This is a genomic window from Acidobacteriota bacterium (genome assembly GCA_018001935.1).
GTDB lineage: Bacteria > Acidobacteriota > JAAYUB01 > JAAYUB01 > JAAYUB01 > JAGNHB01.
Genome location: JAGNHB010000088.1, coordinates 1 through 18,303, shown reverse-complemented (window position 1 = coordinate 18,303; position 18,303 = coordinate 1). Strand labels below are relative to the sequence as shown.

The window sequence follows — 18,303 nt, the reverse complement described above, 5'->3', positions numbered from 1 at the left end:
TGCATGCCCTAATTTATCAAAGGCATACACTACACAAAAAGCAAATCCCTGTCAAGCGGAAAATGATGGATATTCCTTTTATTTTCTGTATAATATCCCCCGTTTTGACTTTTTGCGAGGTCATCAAGACTAGACTGTTTAAAACATGTGCTTGATTTGGGGCATTTTCATCTTGTGAAATGCCCATTGGAACTATTTTTGAAGAACAATTACACTCACCTCCATCATCATCTGGGATACTTCCTCCATTGCATTTGCGATCAGAAGAACCTCCTTGAGCAACCGACGCGCCGGCCCACCCGGCACCTCCGTCGGGGAAGCTGAAACTCACCGGGATACCCTCTCCTGACCCACCTCCCGGCGGACAGGGAACGGCGTGGCAGCTTCCGAAGGCGAAGGGACCGCATCCGGTGAACTTTGTTCCATTGGGGCATACCACATCGTACTGGACTGCACCGCCATTCACATCACAGGCGGTGCAGACGTCCGAGGTCGCGGAGAGCTTCTTCCCCTGGGCGGAAGATCCCGAGGAGGCCTTGGACGAGGAGGCCAGCTTCGTCACCCGGTAGGGGAGGCGGACGAACTGGTTGGGTTCCAGGGAGTCCGGGGGCTGGGAGAGGAACTCGAAGCGGTAGGTCGTGCCGCCGTCGGGGGTGACGAGGGTCACGTTGTCGGCCCGGACGAGGCCCTTGTTCTCCACCAGGAATTCTCCGGTGTAGGTCTCGCCGGCGTTGAGGTAGGGCAACGCCACGGAGGTGGGCGTCACCGTCACCACGGGGGCGGGGACCGAGGTCTCGTAATCGGCGGTGAGGACCACTTGGTACTGGTCCTGGATGGTGGTGGGGACCACTTCCCACTCTACGGTGACCAGGGTGTTGCGCAGGAGGGTCTCCAGGGTCGCGGTAACCCCGGGCTTGATCTCCACGCGGCCGCTGACGGCCTCGTGGCGGTCGGCGCTGACGCGGTAGTCCCACAGGCCCACCGGCAGGTCGCGCACGAGCACGTCGGACCAGTCGGCGTCCGCCTGGGAGACCACGTCGGGGATGGGAGTGCCGTCCACCTTCTTCAGGGTGATCTTGGGGCCGAGGGAGCCCGCGGGGCGGGACACACTACTCCCCGAGTAGAGGTCGTAGGACTGGACGAGGAGGTTGCCCTTCCCGGTGGCGTCCACGTAGACGACGACGGGGACGTCCAGGGCCACGGCGCCGTCGGCACTCGCGACGCGGAGGATGAGGTTGTACGGGTCGGGGCCCGGCGGAACGGTTTCTGCCGGGGCGAAGGTGAGGGAGATATCCTTCGTCTCGTTGACTGCCAGGAGCGGGATGGTTCCAGACTGGTTGAGGGCCTGGACCCTCCGGGACCGACTTGGCGTGCTTGGCGCCTCGGCGAGAGATCGTTCCGGAATTTCTCTCGCCAAGGCGCGGAGCCCGCCAAGAAGATGTGTCCGGGTCTTCTCTGTGTCGCTGTGTCTGGGTGAGAGTGGATAAGCTTGTTCTGTCGGGAAAACACTGAAGAAAAGCCGACAGCCCTTGGGGAGAAGACACCGATAATTGCTTTTTTAACTTTGGGTTGGAGGTACTTGTCGTAACTGTCGGGGAAATTTATATATCCCCAAGGACAGCCTATCCATAGGGGCATATATATACTCACTGCTTCTTGAGCCTGTCCAGATGATCCGCCCAGTCCTGCATCATGCGGCGGCGCTTGGAGAGGTGCTCGGCGTGATCGTAGGCGGCTTTGACCTTGTCCCGGTTCGCGTGGGCCAGTTGTCGCTCCACCGCGTCCCCGGGGTACTCCATTTCGTTCAGCAGCGTGCTCGCCATGGACCGGAACCCGTGGGCCGTCTGGACGTCCCCGGGGTAACCGAGATGGATCAGGGCCGCGCGGACCGTGTTTTCGGACATCGGCCGCCCGTCTCCCCTGGCGGAGGGGAAGACATACCGGTCCGATCCGGTCAGGGGCTGGATCTCCCGCAGGATCCCCACCGCCTGCCGGGAGAGGGGGACGATGTGCAAGCGCCGCATCTTCATCTTTTCCGCGGGGATCCGGATCTCGGCGTTGTCCAGGTCGACGTGGGCCCACTCCAGCCGCCGCACTTCCCCCGGGCGGAGCATCAGGAGCGGCGACAGGCGCAAGGCGGCCCGGGTGGCCGGGTATCCTGAGTAGCCGTCCAGGGCCTGCAACAGTTTCCCGATCTCCCGGGGGTCGGTGATGGCGGCGAGGTGTTTCTCGCGGTGCGGTTTCAACGCCCCCCGCAGGGCGCTGGTCGGGTCCCAGGACGCCCGGCCCGTCGCCACGGCATAGCGCATCACGCTCCCGATGTACCCCAGGATCCGGTGCGCGGAATAGGCGCTCTTCTGCTCGACGCGCCGGCAGACCTCCAGGATATCCCGCGCCTCGATCCGGTCCCGGACGGGGAGGGCCCCGAGAGAGGGGAACACATCCCGCTCCATCCACCGGAGGAAGCGCCGGGAGCTGAGTGCCGTCCAATGCCCGGCCTTCTGGGCGTGCAGTTCCCGGGCCACCACTTCGAACGTCATCTGGTCGGCCTCGCGGGCGGCTTTCCGGGCCTTCTTCTCCTTCGACGGGTCCCCCCCGCCAGCCCGAATCTTATCGGCCTCGCTCCTCTTTTCCCTGGCCTCCTTCAGGCTGACAGTGGGATAGGCCCCGAAGGACAGGGTGTTCCACCGGCCGTCGATCAGGAAATTCTTCCGCCAGAGTTTCGACCCTTTCGGGGTGACCCACAGAAACAGCCCTCCCCCGTCCAGCAGCTTATAAGGCTTGTCCTTGGGTTTGGCCTGACGAACCTTGACGTCCGTGAGCGCGTCTCGCAGGATCTTCGGCATCTCGACTCCCTCCTTTTAGGTGATCTTCCCGAGAGGAGCAACCGATCACCCATAGCGTACCCTAAAAATCACTGGCTGTCAACGTCCCTCCCCGAACCTAATCGGACACCCATAAAAGAATAAGCCCTTGATTTCTCAAGGGCTTTGTATTTTATCGTTCTTCATCGAACTATTATCTGGTGCCGATGACCGGACTCGAACCGGTACGCCCCTGTTCGGGGCAGGAGATTTTAAGTCTCCTGTGTCTGCCAATTCCACCACATCGGCACGCCCGCCCATTGTACTTCAAGCCGCCGAAAGGGGAAGGAAAACTTTTTTCCGGATTTCCGCAAAAAAAGTTCGGATATTTCCCGGCGAAAACGTTGTTATAGGCAAGAACGGTTCGACAAGGAGGGAGCCATGCGCGAGTGGGGAGTGGTGTGCCTGTACGACCCGGACGAGAACTACGACGAAGACGGCGAGGCGAACCCCGTGGGGGACGCGGCGTGGTGGCGCCGACTGACGCGCGCCTTCACCCCGCCCAGCGGGACGGAGGGAGGCAGCGCCCGGGGAGGACCCGGGAACGGGGAAGCCCCGGCCGGATGGGAACACGGCGGGAGGGGCGGCCTGCAGGACGCGGAAACCCCGGACGGGAGCGGACGCTCCGCGCGGGAATCCGGCACCCCCGACGACGGGAGCGGGACCCGGCCGGCGGGGTCGGCCGGCGGGAGGAACGACGGCCCCGGCGAAGGTCGGGGCGGATCGTTCGGGCGGTTCGCCGCGGGGCACCCGGGGGAGTGTCCGGCCGGAGATTACGATTACGGCTCGGAGGACGCCGACGGGTGGGCGTTCCTGGAGGCCCTGGGACGGATGGTGAGCTGGTTGGCGGCGACGCTGGCCGCGAGCCGGGAGACCGGCGACCCCTGGGAACCGGTCGTCACCGTCGAAGCGGTTCGGGAGCCGATCCCGGTGCGCCCGCCGGAGCCGCCACCGCCCTGGCACCGTCCGCAAAGCCCCTTCAGGGGGTTGTGAGCCCCGGCGCGACCGCACCCGTCCGCCGGCCGCGAGGAAGCTCCCGCGCGCCGCCGGAGGCCGCGGCCGCTTTCCGTGCGGGCCGTCGAGCGGGGGGGTCAGTCCTCCTCCTCGTCCCCGTCATCGAGGGGTTGCTCGAGGTAGCGGGCCAGGTGCTTCCACTTGAGGTTGGGGAGGTCGGCGGCCCACCGCCCGGCCAGGAGGTCCGCGTAGCGAACCAGCAGGGCGCGGACGGGGTCGTCCCCCCCCGGGGGGACCGCCGCAAGGTCCGGGGCGAACTCGATCCGCACCCTCCCGGCGAGGTCCATGCCGACAAAGACGGGGATGAACGCGGCCCCCGTCCGGACGGCCAGCTCCGCCGGGCCCGGCCGGAAGGCCCGCCCGTGACCGTGGAAGGGAACCCTAACCTGCTCCTTCCCCCCGAGGCCGTCCCCCATGATCCAGAGGGGCTTCCCCGCCTCGAGGTGGCGCTGGGCGGCGTAGACTTCCAGGGTGCGGCCCCGCTCCCGCTGCTCCATGCCGTGGCGTTGGGGATGGAAGAAGCGGAACGCGCCCCCGTGGAAGGCCTGGTTGTACCACCGGAGCAGGCCCATCAGGGGGTAGTGCTGGCCGACCACCACCTGCCCCCGCCCCTCCTGCGCCACGGCCCGAAGCTGCTCCGCACCGGTCACCGAGATCCAGTGGGCGGCGTTGTCCGGCCGGATGAGAGAACGGACCCGCCAGTGCACCCAGGTGTTGACCATGAGGTTGAGGATCACGGTCGCCCGGTCCCCGGGTGTGCCCCGTTCGCGGAGCCATCGCTCGAGGACCGACACCGGCCCGGCGAAGGCGGCCCGGCGGACGACGGCACTCGACAGCCAGAGGCGCTGCAGGCGGCTGCCGAGGCCGTACGGGAACCGGGGGGGCGGCGGCTCGCGGCGAACCGGCGACACCGCACCGGGAGAAACGGACGGCCCCGGCGTGCGGCGGCTCGCCGGTCTCCGGGGTTGGGGCCCGGGTTCGGACCCTGCCGCCGGCCGGGCCGGAGGGAGACCGCAGAGCAAAGCCGCCAGGCGGGCGACGGTGGGCTCGGCCACCCACGCCTCCACGTCGATGCGGCGGCCCGCGGCGTCCTCCCACTTCAGGATCCGGCGGACCGCCTCCAGGGACGTGACGCCGAGGGCGAACAGGTCGGCGTCCCGGGGGACGCTCTCCCGGCCCAGGGACCGCGCGAAGACGGCCCCCAGCTCGCGTTCCGCGTCCTCCCGGGAGCGCCATCCCCCCTCCGCGGCGGCGGCACGCCCCCCGGGCGGCTTCTCGCCGGCGCGCTCCCGGAGGTAGCGCTCCCGGCAGCCCCGCCGGGAAACCTTGCCGCTGGTGGTCCGGGACACCCAGTTGCTGCGCACGGACAGGATGTCCGTCAGCGCGATGTCCAGTTCCTGCCGGACCCGCCGCCGGACGGCCGCGAAGCGCTCCGCGAGCTCCGCTTCCGTCAGGCCGGGCCGCAGCACGCACACCAGGACCGCGGTCTCGGTCCCGAGGTCCGGGTCGGTGACGCCGAAGGCCGCCGCTTCCCGGAGGTGGTCCCCCAGCACGAACCCGGCGGCCTCCTCCACGTGGAGCGGGTAGACGTTGTGCCCCCCGGCGATGATGAGGTCTTTCTTCCGGTCGCAGATGAAGAGCCCACCCTCCGAGACGTAGCCGATGTCTCCCGTCCGGAACCAGCCGTCCCGCAGGACCGCGGCCGTCTCCTCCGGGAGGCGGAGGTACCCCGAGAACAGGCACGGCCCCCGGACGGCGATTTCCCCCGTGCACCGGTTCGGAAGGGGGTTGCCGTCGTCGTCGAGGACGCGCACCTCGGTGCCGATGGACAGGGGGCCGCAGCTCACGAGGGTCCGCGAACCGGGCGTCCCCGGCGGGACCGCCTCGACGCCCCGGCCCGGCCGCAGGCTGGCGAGGGAGACCGTCTCCGTCACCCAGGGTTTGCGGGGGGTGGTGGAGGCCACGAAGAAGTACTCCGCCATGCCGTACCCCATGCACAGGACGTTCCGCGAGAACCCCCAGGGGGAGAAGCGCTCGGTGAAACAGTCCATGACCTCCGCCTGGATCGGTTCGGCGCCGTTGACCAGCACGCGGAGCGAGGACAGGTCGGCGCCCTCCAGGTGCCGGTCGTCCACGTGCTTGAGGCAGTGCTGGAAGGCGAAGTTCGGCATCTGCCCGATGGAGCCGCGATACCGGTGGACGGCCTGGAGGAGCAGCCAGGGGCGGCGCACCCAGACGCCGGGCGGGATGGTGACGCACGTGCCCCCCGTGAGGACAGGGAGCAGAAGGTGCATGGCCAGGCCCATGTCGTGGAAGAAGGGGAGCCAGCCCACGTTCACGTCCGCCGACGTGGCCTCGCCGTAGGCCTGGATGGCGCGAACCTGCTGGAGGGCGGCCGCGTGGGAGAGCATGACCCCCTTGGGCATCCCCGTGGTCCCCGAACTGAACTGCACGTAGCAGAGGGACCGGGGGTCCGGTTCGGGGGCCGGTCCCGCGTCGGCGGACCCTTCCCCGACGCCCGGTTCCGGGGGCGGGGAGACGACGGCACACCCGCCGTCCCGGAACCGCTCCGCCAGTTCGTCGCGGACGTCGGGGCGCGCGAGGACGGCCCGGGCCTCGACGGAGCGGGCGTGGTGGCAGAGCCTGTCGCGCCAGGCCTCCCGGGGCGAGGCGGGGTCGAGGTAGGGGAAAACGGCGGGCGCAACCCCGGCGTACAGGGCGCCGAAGAAGGCGGACACCAGGGCGGGTTCGTGGTCCAGGGCCAGGATGACCAGTTCTCCCGGCATGAGCCCCGCTCGCTCCAGGGCGAGGGCGGAGCACCGGGCGGCACGGTCCAGCCGGGCGTAGGACAGCCGGTCCGTCTCCCCCTGCGGCCCGAGGAACACCAGGGCCGGCTTGTCGGGGAAGCGGGCGACCTGGTGCCGGAAGGCCGCCAGGGGGGTGTTGAATGCGTCGAGGTTCTCCATGGCTGCTCCCGGGGGAAGGCTAACCGGCAGCCGCGGGGAAATCAAGGGGAAAAGTGGCTTGGGCAGGCAACCGGGACCGACCACATGCGGGTCGGAACGCAACCGCTGAAGCGCCCAGCAGCCCAACCCAGACAAACCGGGAAAAACCACGGATGAACATGGATGGACACGGATAGAGGGGAGAATGAAACACGAACGAAGAAGATAGAAGACAGGAGACGGGAGAGGGCGCCTGGCCGATTCACGATGAGCGGAAAAGACTCTTCTCCGTGCCTTTGTGCCTTGGTGAGAGAAATCCCGGAAGGTCGTTCTCGGGATCCTGCGCGATTTGGCAATGATCTTCCTTTGCAGGCACTGACGTCCCTGCCGGGCCCTCCGGTTGAATCCGGCGCCGGCCGGGAGTATCATGGACCCGAGACCGCCCCGTACCGGTCCGAAAGGAGGGTGAGCATCATGCCGAAGAGGGTTCTCGCACCCGTCATCCGGTTCCTTTTCCCCGTGGTCGCGTGGTGGGGGCTGACCCTGCCGGGCCTGGCACCGGCGCAGGACAACCCCGCGCCCCCCCCGCCCGCCGTGAACCGGGGCGACGACACCGCCCCCCCGTCGAAGCCCTTCAGCCCGGACGCGCTCGTCAAGGCCCGCAAACTCTACGAGAAGGCCTGCAGGCAAGCCGACATGGGAGATTTCGAGACCGCCGCGGGCCTCTTCAACCAGGCGCTGGGCGTCTTCCCCATGCTGCCGGGGGCCTACGTGGAGTTGGGCCGGATCCGCATGGCCCGGAAAGACCCCCAGGGAGCGCTGGACCTGTACCTGAAAGCGAAGGACTGCTACGCCCGGGCCCTGGAATGGGTGCGGGAACAGAAGTCGAAACCCGGCAAACCCAAGTCGGCCCTGGGCATCCCCGACGTCGACAACTTCTACTACCGTCACATCCTCTATCGCGGGAAGGGGGACTACGCCCGCCACCGGTCCGGGTTGGACTCCCAGTCCTCCTCCTTCGTCGGGGTGGAGGGTTTCTCGAAGGAACAGGGGCCCTTCACCTTCGAACGGCACGCGAGCGAGGCGGGCCTGGGCATGCGGGCCTTCTCGAAGCTCTACCCCGAACAGGCGGAGCCGGCGACCACCACCGGGAACATCCCGGTCCCCCCCGGAGAGGTCGAGATCCCCGCACGGTTCTACCTTTTCCTGGGCGGGGCCTGGCTGCTGCTGGAAAAGCCGGCGGAGGCGGAGCGGGAACTCCTCGTGGGCATCGCCAAGGACCCGGAGATGGCCGAGCTGTACGTGAACCTGTCCGTGGCCCGCTTCAAGAGGGGCGACTACGTCGGGGCCGCCAACGCCGCGCGGGCGGCGAAAGTCCTGAAGTATCCTCTCCCGGCGGAGTACGTGAAGGCCATCGAGACCCGGGGGAAGCTCCAGCTGGACTGAGCCGGCACCGGCACGGGTTCATCCTCCCCGACCCGGAAAAGAACCACGGATGGATGGGGAATGAACCACGAAATACACGGAAGACACGAACGAAGAAGACAGGAGACAGGCGTCACGTTTGGCCGGTTCAGGGCGATCAGGGACACCGCTTCTCCGTGCCTTCGTGCCTTTGTGAGAGCGATTCCGGAAGGATCTCACCCGGGGGCACGAAGGGCACGGGGAGCACAGGGGGAGAGGGGGGGACGCAACCGGGATCGACGGGGCCTTCCCCCGACCGGAGGCGGCGGGGGACAGGCAAGCCCCCCATTGCGCCTCTTCAGTGGGAGGCCGTTTTCTGCGGCCGCAGGCGCTCCGGCTGCTGCGCTCTCACCAACCGGCTGTCGATTTGAAATCCCTGTTGCTTTTCACGGCCGTTTTCACGGGCGAAGTCCCGGAAAAAGGCGGACACCTCATTCCACGGACAGGATCAGGAACGACCGTGATCCGGCGGGAAGGTTCACGCAGACGCGGGCGGCGGGGCGCTTGCCGGACAGGGCCCGCCCCAGGGGGGAATCGGGGCTGACCACCTCCACGGGGAAAGGGCCCGCCTCCAGGCGGCTCCCCATGCCCCCGGGGGCGAGGAAGAGGCGCAGGGTCCCGTCCCGCCCCTCTTCGCGGAGGTGGAGCAGGGCCCCCTCCCGGGCCTTCCGTGCAGGGGAGAGGTCCATCTCCCGGAGGCGCCGCGCCAGGGCGGCGTACTCCTCGGCCTGCTTTGCCCGGGCGGTGAGGTAGTAGGCCGACTCCAGGAACTTGCCGCGCTCGCCCCGGTTGCGGGTCCGGTCGGACCCCACGTACATTTCGCCGGTGGCCTCCTCCGCCGAGCGGACGGCGCTCTCGGCCATCCGCGCCAACTCCGACACCAGGGACGACACCAGGGTCTGCTTCACGGTCAGGGGGTCGTAGGGCATGGGGAACTTCCGGGGGAGAGGCAGGGGGAGGGAGCGATGGGGGGTGGGGGAAAGGTGCGAAAAGTGCGAAAAGTGCGAAGGGTGGAAAGGAGCAGACGGGCCGAAAGGGGGAGACGGGCCGAGAGGGGGAGACGGGCCGAAAGGGGGAGAGGAGCCGAAAGGGGGAGAGGAGCCGAAAGGGGGAGACGGGCCGAAAGGGGGAGACGGGCCGAGAGGGGGAGACGGGCGCGAAGTGGGGGGGGTTGACAGGAAGCGGGGCGGCATTTTCCGGACTTTTCCGGAGTGCTCACGGGCCTTGGGGCAAACGATGCGTTGTTGTTCAGGGGTCCGGGGACAGGCTGCGATCTGATGTTGCGCAAAGGCCTTGGGACTGGCAGCGATGCGGTGTTGCGAACGGGCTCCGTGATGGATGCGGATACGGCGATGCCCATTGCTCCCCTTCTCCTCCCCAACCGGCCTTCCGCCGGCGCAGTACCAGCCTTCAACCCAGGGCCCAAGCCCCCCGACCCGAACCAACCGGGATGGGACCTCAAGATACACGATACAGGCGAAAAGCGCAATGCGGCTGTCGGTCGTGGTGGCTATTGCGGTGTGAGGATTTCCGGGCGGGGATTGCAGGGCAAACGCCATTACGGCTCTTCGCTGTTGTCGTTTGGGTGGCAGGTTCGAGGACTATTGGGAAAATCGCTCCTCACGCAACACTCGCCATGCGGCCCGAAAAAGCCGGGAAGCGAATGGGAAAGTGTACGTAAAGCCTTTGTTTTAGCCATTGCCCGAAGGGCGGTGGTCCGAAAAGTCAGAACGCAGGCGTTGAGGTCCTTGAAGCGCCTTCGGCCCGACCCCCAACCCCGGGGAGCGGTTATTTTCCGCCGGGCCGCCCGCCGACGCCATGACTTTCCCCGGAATCGGTGATACACTTGCCCGTTCGGCGTCCGACGCCCCGAAACCTGCTCCCAGGAGTCCGCCGGTGAAAGCTTCGACCCAGACTTCCCCCCGTCGATCGCCCCACTTTTTCCCCCGCCCCGGCCTGCTGCTCGCGCTCGTGGTGGCGCTGGCCCCGCTCTTCCAGGCCCTCGCGTCCCCCGCGTCGCGGGACCGCGTCGTGGCCCGGGTGTTCTTCCGCGACCTGGCCCAGTTGCAAGAACTGGGCCGCCGCTTCGACGTCTGGGAGGTGCACCGCCAGGAAGGCTACGCCGTGGTGATGCTCACGGAGAAGGCTTACGGCGAACTGTCCGCCCGGGGCTACCCCCTGGAGGTCGACGCGGAGAAGACGGCGGAGGTCCGGGCCCCCCTGAGCATCCCGGGCTACACCTGCTACCGCACCGTCGAGGAGACGCAGGCCGCCCTCGGGGCCCTGGCGGCGAGCTACCCCGGCCTCGTGGAGTTGAAGGACGCGGGCGACAGCTGGGACAAGCTCACCGCCGGCGGCCCCGCCGGCTACGACCTCCTGGCCGTCCGCCTGACGAACCGCTCCATCCCCGGCCCCAAGCCGGTGTTCCTCCTGGTGGGCGAGACCCACGCCCGGGAACTGGCCACGGCGGAGACGGCCCTCCGGTTCGTGGAGCACCTCCTGACCAACTACGCCGTCAACGCCGACATCGCACTGACCCTGGACTACGCGGAGGTCTGGGTCCTCCCCATGCACAACCCCGACGGCCGGAAGTTCGCGGAGACCGGCGAGTGGTGGCGCAAGAACACGGACAGCACGGCGGGCGGCGGCTGCGCCGGCGGCGATTACGGCATCGACCTCAACCGGAACTGCTCCTTCCTCTGGGGCGGGGACAGCAGCGACCCCTGCGACGAGACCTACCAGGGCCCCGCCGCCGGTTCCGAGCCGGAGACCACCGCCGCGCAGGCCCTCGCCCGCTTCCTCTTCCCCGACCAGCGCGGCCCCGGCATCAACGACCCGGCCCCCGACACCACCACGGGGCTCTCCATCTGGCTGCACTCCTACGGCGGGGACGTGATCTGGCCGTGGGGGCACACCTACGGCCCGGCCCCCAACAGCGCCGGGCTCCAGGCCATCGGCACCAAGCTGGCCTCTCTCAACAACTACACGCCGAACCAGTCCAGCACCGGCCTGTACACCACCACCGGCGCCACCGACGACTTCGTTTACGGCGAACTGGGCGTGCCCTCCTTCACCTTCGAGATCGGCACCTCCTTCTTCCAGTCCTGCACCAGTTTCGAGAACACCGTCTGGCCGGCCAACCGAACCGCCCTCCTCTACGCCATGAAAATCTGCGGTACCCCGTACCGCACCGCCCTGGGGCCGGACGTCCGGAACCTGGCCGCGACGCCGCCCGTGGTGGCCCAGGGGATGGCCCTCCAGCTCCAGGGGCAGGTCAACGACACCGCCAACGGCGGCCAGAACGCCGCCGGCGCCGAGTACTGGGTCCTCCCGCTCCACGACGCGGACGGGCCCGGCGCCCCCGGCAGCGGCGCCGCCATGCAGCCGTCGGACGGTTCCTGGAGCGCGCCGAGCGAGAACGCGCAGGCGAGCGTCTCCACCGGCGCCCTGGCCGAGGGCGACTACCTGGCCGCCGTCCGCGGGAAGGACGCCGCGGGCAACTGGGGCCCCTTCTCCGCCGTCTTCTTCACGGTGACCTCCTCCAGTGGTTGCATCCCGCCGTCCGGCGTCACCCTGGAACGGGCCCCCGTCGTGCCGGAACCCGGTCAGCCCGCCGCCTTCACCGCCACGTCCGCGGGCACCCTCCCCCTGGTCTTCGCGTGGACCTTCGGCGACGGCGCGACCGCCACGGGCCCGTCGGTGAGCCACGTTTACGCCGCCGGCACCTACACCGCCCGGGTGACCGTGACCAACCCCTGCGGCCAGGCCTCGGCCCAGCAGACCTTCACCGTCACGCTGATCGTGGCGCCGGCCATCGTGTCCCAGCCCCAGGGCCGCCTCGTCCTCTCCGGACGCACGGCGACGCTGCAGGTGGGCGCCTCGGGGACCCCGCCCCTTTCGTACCAGTGGTACCGGGGCGACCGGGGCGACACCTCGAGCCCCGTGGCCGGGGCCACCGCCTTCAGCTTCACGACGCCCTCCCTGACCCAGTCGGCCGCCTACTGGGTGCGGGTGAGCAACGACCGCGGCGCCGCAGACTCCGACGCGGCCGTGGTCCGGGTGCTCGCCGCCGCCTACGACGTGGACGGCGACGGGTCCGTCACCGCCATGGACGCGGTGCTGCTGGCGGCGATCCTCTCCGGCAACGCCGTGAGCGACCCGTCCGGCAACTCCTTCCGGGGAGACGTGGACAAGGACCGCGACGTCACCGCCGTGGACCTCCTGAAACTGCTGGGCGAGGTGACCGGGGCCTGAGCCGGGCCCTGCCGGGGGGGCGGCAACGGCTCCCGGCTCACTCCGTCGGTTGAAGGGGTTTTTCCGCCGGCCCTCCGTCCCCCCCCTTCCGGGCCGCCCGCGGAAGGGTGAAGGAGAACACGCTCCCCTGCCCCTCCCGGCTCTCGACCCGGATGCGACCGCCCTGCATCTCCACCAACTGGCGGCAGATAGACAGCCCCAGGCCGGTCCCCTGGATGAAGGTCTTCCGCCCCGGCTCCACCTGGCCGAACTTCTCGAAGATCTTCTCGAGGTCCTCCGGTTTCAGGCCGATCCCCGTGTCCTCCACGCTGAACACGACGAAATCGCCGTCCAACCGGGCCCGGAGGGTGACGGACCCCCGCTCCGTAAACTTGACGGCGTTGGAGACCAGGTTCGTGAGAACCTGACTGGTGCGCTCCCGGTCGGCCCGGACCGGCGGCAGGTCGTCGGGAACGTCCAGGACACCCTCCAGGCCCTTTTGCGCGAGGAGCGGCCCGCTGACGCGAAACGCGTCCAGGGCCAACTCCCGCGGGGACAGGGCCCCGGGGTGCAGGTCCAGCTTGCCCGCCTCGATCCGGGCCAGGTCGAGCAGGTCGTTGATCAGGCGCACGAGCCGCTCCCCTTCCGCCACGATGATCCCCGCGTTCTCCTCCACGCGCCGGGCGAAGGCGGCGACCCCGCGGCCCTCGTCCCCCGGCGGGGGCTTGGCCGCCATCCGCGCCCGCTTCCGGAGGAGGCCGGCGAACCCCACGATGGACGTGAGAGGCGTCCGCATGTCGTGGGAGACCATGTTCAGGAAACCGGTCTTGAGTGCGTCCACCTCCTTGAGGTGCTCGTTGGACATCCGGAGCATCTCCCGCTCCGCCCGGTTGGCCTGGGCCCGCAGGCGCGCCCGGATGTACAGGTGCAGCAGCAGGCCGCACACGATGGCGTAACCCGCATAGGCCCACCAGGTCCGCCAGGGCGGCGGGGAGATTCGGACCCGGACGGCCAGCCCCGCCTCGTTCCACACGCCGTTGTTGTTGCAGGCCTTGACCCGGAAAACGTACTCCCCCGGGTCAAGGTTGGTATAGCTGGCCAGCCGCCGGTTCCCGCACCGGATCCAGTCGGGGTCGAACCCTTCCAGCCGGTAGGCGAAACGGTTCCGCTCGGGGTTGATGAAGTTCAGCGCCGCGAATTCAAAGGAGAAGAAGTTCTCCCGGTAGGAGAGCCGGATCAGCGGGAGGTCCCCCCGGGAGGGGTCCGGGTACAGCTCGGAATCTTGGGGGACCGACCGGTCGAAGACCCGGAAGTCGGTCAGGATGACCGGCGGGGGAGTGGGGTTCCCCCGGAGCTGGTCCGGGTTGAACCGCACGAACCCCCGCACGGTGCCGAACACCATGTCGCCGTCGGCCAGGCGCAGGAAGCCGGTCTGGTTGAACTCGTCGCTGGGGAGGCCGTCGCGGGCGTCGAAGGTCAGCACGGACCCGTCCGCCGGGTTGAACCGGCAGAGGCCCCGGTTGGAGGACATCCAGAGGTTGCCCCGGCCGTCGGGGAGGATGCCGAAGATCGAGTTGCTCGGGAGCCCCTCGTGCTCGTCCCAGTGCCGGAATTTGCCCGTGCCGGGGTCGAAGCGGTTCAGCCCCCCCCCGTCGCAGGTCACCCAGACGGCCCCGGAGGCCTCCGGGAGGATTCCGTACACGATGTTCCCTCCCAGGCTGTCGGGGTTCGAGGGGTCGTGGAGATACCGGGTGAAACGGCCCGTGTCGGGGTCCAGCCGGTTCAGGCCGCCGAGCGTTCCCACCCAGATCCCGCCGGATCGGTCCTCGGCCAGGACACGCACCTCGGCATGGGACAGGCTGGTCTCGTCGCCGGCAACCGGCAGGAAGGAACGGACGACGTTCCCCTGGTCGTCCAGGAGCTTGAGCCCTCCGCCGTGAGTCCCCAGCCATATCCGCCCGCGACGGTCCTCCAGGAACCGGACCGGGAGGCACGGCAACCCTGACACCGTGCTCCGCGGCAATTCGATGTGCCGGGCCCACCGGTCCCCCTCGCGGATGTCGATGCCCCGGTCCGTCCCCACCCAGACCCGCCCCCGCCGGTCCGCGAACAGGCCCCGAACCACGTCGTGGGCGAGGCTGCCGGGCCGCCCCCCGGCACGGAAGGTCTCGAAACCCCTCTCCGGCGAAACCCACCGGCTGACTCCCCCGCCGTACGTGCCGATCCAGACGTCCCCCCCCGCGGTCTGGCAGAAGGAGGTGACCGGGTCACCCCCCAGGCTGGAGGAGACCTGGGGGTTGTGCCGGAAGACCCGAAACGAGACGGCGGGGTTGCAGCAGTTGACCCCGCCGACGTCCATGGCGACCCAAATCAGGCCCTGCCGGTCCTCGAGCAGGTCCCAGATCTCGTTGAAGGAAAGGCTCCCCGGGTCCAGGGGGCTGGAAGCGTACGACTCCTCGTAGACGCCCGTCTCGGGGTTGAGGCGGAACAGCCCCTCGTCGTAGGTCCCCACCCAGACGCGGCCCCGGCTGTCGGGGAGCACGGCCATGACGGAGGAGTTGGGTCGCCCCCCCCCGATCCGGGGCGGGCGGGGGTAGCGCCGAATGGTCCGGGCGTCGGGGGACACCCGGTCCACGTCGCCGTTGTCGGCCCCCAGCCACATGGAACCGTCCGGCCCGCGGCGGATGTCGCGGATGAAGTTGCAGGAGAGCCCCGGTTCTCCCCCGGACGCGGCGCCCAAGCGGCGAAACGCGGGTTTCCCGGGTTCGAGGATGCTGACGCCGCTCTCCGCGGTGGCGATCCACAGCCGTCCGAAGACGTCCTCCTCGAGGTCCCAGATCTCGCCGGGGCCGAGGCTGCCGGGAACTCCCGGGGCGTGACGGTAACGGGTGACGGCCCCGGTAGCCCGGTCCAATCGGGCCAGGGTGTCGCCCGAACCGAACCAGAGGGCCCCCTGCCGGTCCTGGAGGGTGGCCCGGCTGTAGGACAGCGCCTCCCCGGCGGCACGCCCCCGGGACGGCCCGAAGTGGGAGCACCGGCCCGTGGAGGGGTCCAGGCACTCCATGCCGGCGTCGTAGGTCCCGACCCAGATCCGGCCGTCGCGATCCTCGAACAGCGACAGAACGTAGTTGCCCGCGATCGAGGACGGGTCGCGCGGGTCGTTGCGGAAAACGGTCCAGCGGTAACCGTCAAAGCGGCTCAAGCCCTGGCGGGTCCCCACCCAGATGAAACCCTGCCGGTCCTGGAGAAGGCAGAGGCACGTGCTCCCGGACAGGCCGTCCTCGACGCCGTAGTGGCGGAAGTAGAGGTCCCGGCCGAAAACGGTCGGCGTCAGCAGGAGGGCCCACAGCCATACAGCGGGAAACCGCAGGGTGTTTTTCACGCCGGCAATTATCGTATGGCCGGCGGCAGGCCGCAAGAAGAAAAAACCCGCGCTTCACCGTGCCCGTGAACTGGTATAAAATGGGGCCATAGCGTCCGCGATCCGGTTCCCGAAGGAGGTCGCCGTGCAGATTCACCCGTCGCTGAGGGCCGTTGCCGTCCTGTTCGTCGCCGCTTTCCTGCCCTGGGCCTCCGGGGCCTCGCCCGGGGACGCCCCCGCGGCGGCGGCGCCGCCCCAGCCCACGGCGATCCAGGTCTTTCACCGGTCCGGGCAGACCTTCGTCACCTGGGACGAGCGGGCGGACCTGCCGGGCGAGCACTACCGGGTCTACCGCCACACCCAGCCCGTCAACGCCGGCAACCTGTCCCAGGCGACGCGGCTCTGCGAGGTCGCCGAGGGGTCGTCCCGCTTCTTCGCGGGCCGGTACGCCGACGACGGCGGCGTCTGGCGGTACCGCTACTTCGAGCGGCTCGTGGTCCAGGACGGCGGTTCGCCCCTGCCGGACGGGCGGGGCCTGTTCGTCTGGACCCTTCACCGGGCCGACTTCGGCGGCGGGTCCTCGGGCAACGCCTGGTACGCTGTCACCACGGTGACGACGGCCCAGGGCGAGAACGTCGTCGACTTCTCTGCCGCCAACACCGCGGGGCCCACGGCGGAGCAGCTGGGCGACCCCCTCCCCGTGGAGACCGCGGTCAACGTGGGCCCCGGCGGGAAGCTGTTCCTCCAGTACATGGACGTCAGCGCGTGGAACCCCACCTTCCACGCCCCACACCCGGGGAATGCGTATTACGGCCTCGACCCGGACGCCCCCGGCGTCCCGGGGGCCTTCCAGTACGCCTACGACTACGCGGTGTACGAACCCGACCTCTACTGCGGGGGGACCGTCCCGGCCAGGGCGCCGGTCCTGCTGATCCTTCACGGCTGGGAGGGAAACGGCTACGACCCCCTCACGGAGTGCCCCGACGCCGCCTGGTGCGCCTTCAAGATCTACCCCTTCGACCAGTCCGAGACGTGGTTCCTCGGCTTCGCGAAGCATCACGACTTCCGGTCCGGCGACCCCGTCCCCGCCGGCGACACCGTGGGCAACTTCACCGAGCGCCGCCTCCTGCGGATGGTCTACGACCTCCTCCGTCACCCCGAGTGGGGCCCCCGCATCGATCCGCAGCGGATCTACGTCTACGGCCACTCCATGGGCGGGAGCGGCACCCTGGCCCTGGCCCTGCGCTATCCCAACGTCTTCGCCGCCGCCTACGCCAGCGAGCCCATGACCAACTACCGGACCTCGGGCGATGGCGGGGGCATCGACTGGCGCACCGACACGGAGCCGAAGTGGGGGACGGTCGCCCTGAACCTCCCCGTGGAGATCGACGGGCCGGGGGGCTGGGCCGACCCCCTGAAGGCCTGGAACGGCACCGGCGTCTGGGACTGGCAGAACCACCAGGCCACCCTGACGCTCCGCCGGGGCGACGAGATGGTCCCCTTCGGCGTGGCCCACGGGCGGAACGACACCGCCATCGAGTGGCCCACCCAGGGAAGCCCCGCCTACGCCGCCTTCGACGCCGGCCTGCGGTGCTGGGGCGGGGCCGTCACCGACGACGACCACACCTGGCTGGCCTTCCAGGGACTGCCGCCGAACCTGTCCATCGACCCCGAGGTGGTCCCGTTCTATCGCTTCGGGGTGATCCGGGACGAGACCGTCCCGGGGCTCTCCGCGGCGTCCGACAACCTGGCCTTCCCCCCCGCGGGGCCCGGGCTCGTCAACGCCTCGGTGGAGTGGTCGGCCTCCTGGGACCCTTGGGACGGGCCCCCGCTGGACGCCGACACCCAGTGGGTCATGAGCTTCCGAACCGTCAACGGCGCCACCGTGACCGTGAACGTCACGCCCCGCCGCCTCCGGTCCTTCGCCACCGACTTCGGGACCCTCTCCTGGGAGAACCGCGTCTGCGGCAGCTGCGACCTGGTGGCCTCGGGCACCGTCCTCCCGGACATCGACGGGCTCGTGACGGTGCCCTCCTTCCAGGTCACCCCCGGCGGGAACCGGCTGATCCTCCGGCGGGTCGGCGCGGGCCGGGGCGACCTCGACCTCAGCGAGCGCGTGGACGCCGCGGACCGCGTGATCCTGGTGAACTTCCTGGCCGCGCAGCTCGTCCAGGGCACGCCCCCCTTCACCGCCCCGCTCGCGGCGGCGGACCTGGACCGGGACGGCGCGGTCACCGCCGTGGACGACGTCCTGCTGTCGAGGAAGCTGACGCAGTGAAGGGGACACTATCCAGGCTATACACAGCGACATAAATAATTGCGCATAAGAAAGGGACGTGATACTATAGGAGGCATGAGAAAACTACACATCACCAATGCACAAGAGATCATGATGGGATTGCAGGACGAGATTCGGAGAAAT

Annotated in this window: 9 protein-coding genes and 1 tRNA gene; 4 read left to right on the top strand and 6 right to left on the bottom strand. The window is 69.0% G+C overall.

All coding sequences use genetic code 11. The features are described from left to right. Nucleotides 1-16: 16 nt before the first annotated feature. The 3 genes from KA419_20125 to KA419_20115 all read right to left on the bottom strand — a co-directional run bounded on the left by KA419_20125 (nt 17) and on the right by KA419_20115 (nt 3,113). Nucleotides 17-1,417, bottom strand: a complete 1,401-nt coding sequence (locus tag KA419_20125; protein ID MBP7868242.1) for a hypothetical protein — start codon at nt 1,415-1,417, stop codon at nt 17-19. Nucleotides 1,418-1,646: 229 nt separating this feature from the next. Beyond that, nucleotides 1,647-2,846 carry a tyrosine-type recombinase/integrase gene (locus KA419_20120; GenBank protein MBP7868241.1) on the bottom strand — a complete coding sequence of 400 codons (1,200 nt, stop codon included), beginning with the start codon at nt 2,844-2,846 and terminating at the stop codon, nt 1,647-1,649. A gap of 177 nt (nt 2,847-3,023) precedes the next feature. After that, nucleotides 3,024-3,113 (bottom strand) — tRNA-Leu (locus KA419_20115). 132 nt (nt 3,114-3,245) lie between these two features. Between KA419_20115 and KA419_20110 the strand changes: the two genes are divergently transcribed. Further along, nucleotides 3,246-3,857, top strand: coding sequence for a hypothetical protein (locus tag KA419_20110; protein MBP7868240.1), 612 nt, complete (start codon nt 3,246-3,248; stop codon nt 3,855-3,857). 98 nt (nt 3,858-3,955) lie between these two features. On the opposite strand, the gene KA419_20105 is transcribed toward KA419_20110, so the two are convergent. Then, nucleotides 3,956-6,844, bottom strand: coding sequence for an AMP-binding protein (locus KA419_20105; GenBank protein MBP7868239.1), 2,889 nt, complete (start codon nt 6,842-6,844; stop codon nt 3,956-3,958). A gap of 453 nt (nt 6,845-7,297) precedes the next feature. On the opposite strand from KA419_20105, the gene KA419_20100 reads away from it, so the two are divergent. After that, complete coding sequence (locus KA419_20100; protein ID MBP7868238.1) at nt 7,298-8,269, top strand: tetratricopeptide repeat protein; 972 nt, start codon at nt 7,298-7,300, stop codon at nt 8,267-8,269. A 449-nt stretch (nt 8,270-8,718) separates the two neighbouring features. Here KA419_20100 and KA419_20095 read toward each other — a convergent pair whose 3' ends face one another. After that, nucleotides 8,719-9,216 (bottom strand): GreA/GreB family elongation factor, encoded by a 498-nt coding sequence (locus KA419_20095; protein MBP7868237.1) that lies wholly within the window; start codon nt 9,214-9,216, stop codon nt 8,719-8,721. Between the two features lie 967 nt (nt 9,217-10,183). Here KA419_20095 and KA419_20090 point away from each other — a divergent pair. After that, complete coding sequence (locus KA419_20090) at nt 10,184-12,541, top strand: PKD domain-containing protein (protein ID MBP7868236.1); 2,358 nt, start codon at nt 10,184-10,186, stop codon at nt 12,539-12,541. A 37-nt stretch (nt 12,542-12,578) separates the two neighbouring features. On the opposite strand, the gene KA419_20085 is transcribed toward KA419_20090, so the two are convergent. Further along, entirely contained in the window at nt 12,579-15,902 is a 3,324-nt protein-coding gene (locus tag KA419_20085) for a hypothetical protein (protein MBP7868235.1), read from the bottom strand. Between the two features lie 124 nt (nt 15,903-16,026). On the opposite strand from KA419_20085, the gene KA419_20080 reads away from it, so the two are divergent. Then, nucleotides 16,027-18,159: a prolyl oligopeptidase family serine peptidase gene (locus KA419_20080; GenBank protein MBP7868234.1), complete on the top strand. Its 2,133-nt coding sequence runs from the start codon at nt 16,027-16,029 to the stop codon at nt 18,157-18,159. Nucleotides 18,160-18,303: the final 144 nt, after the last annotated feature.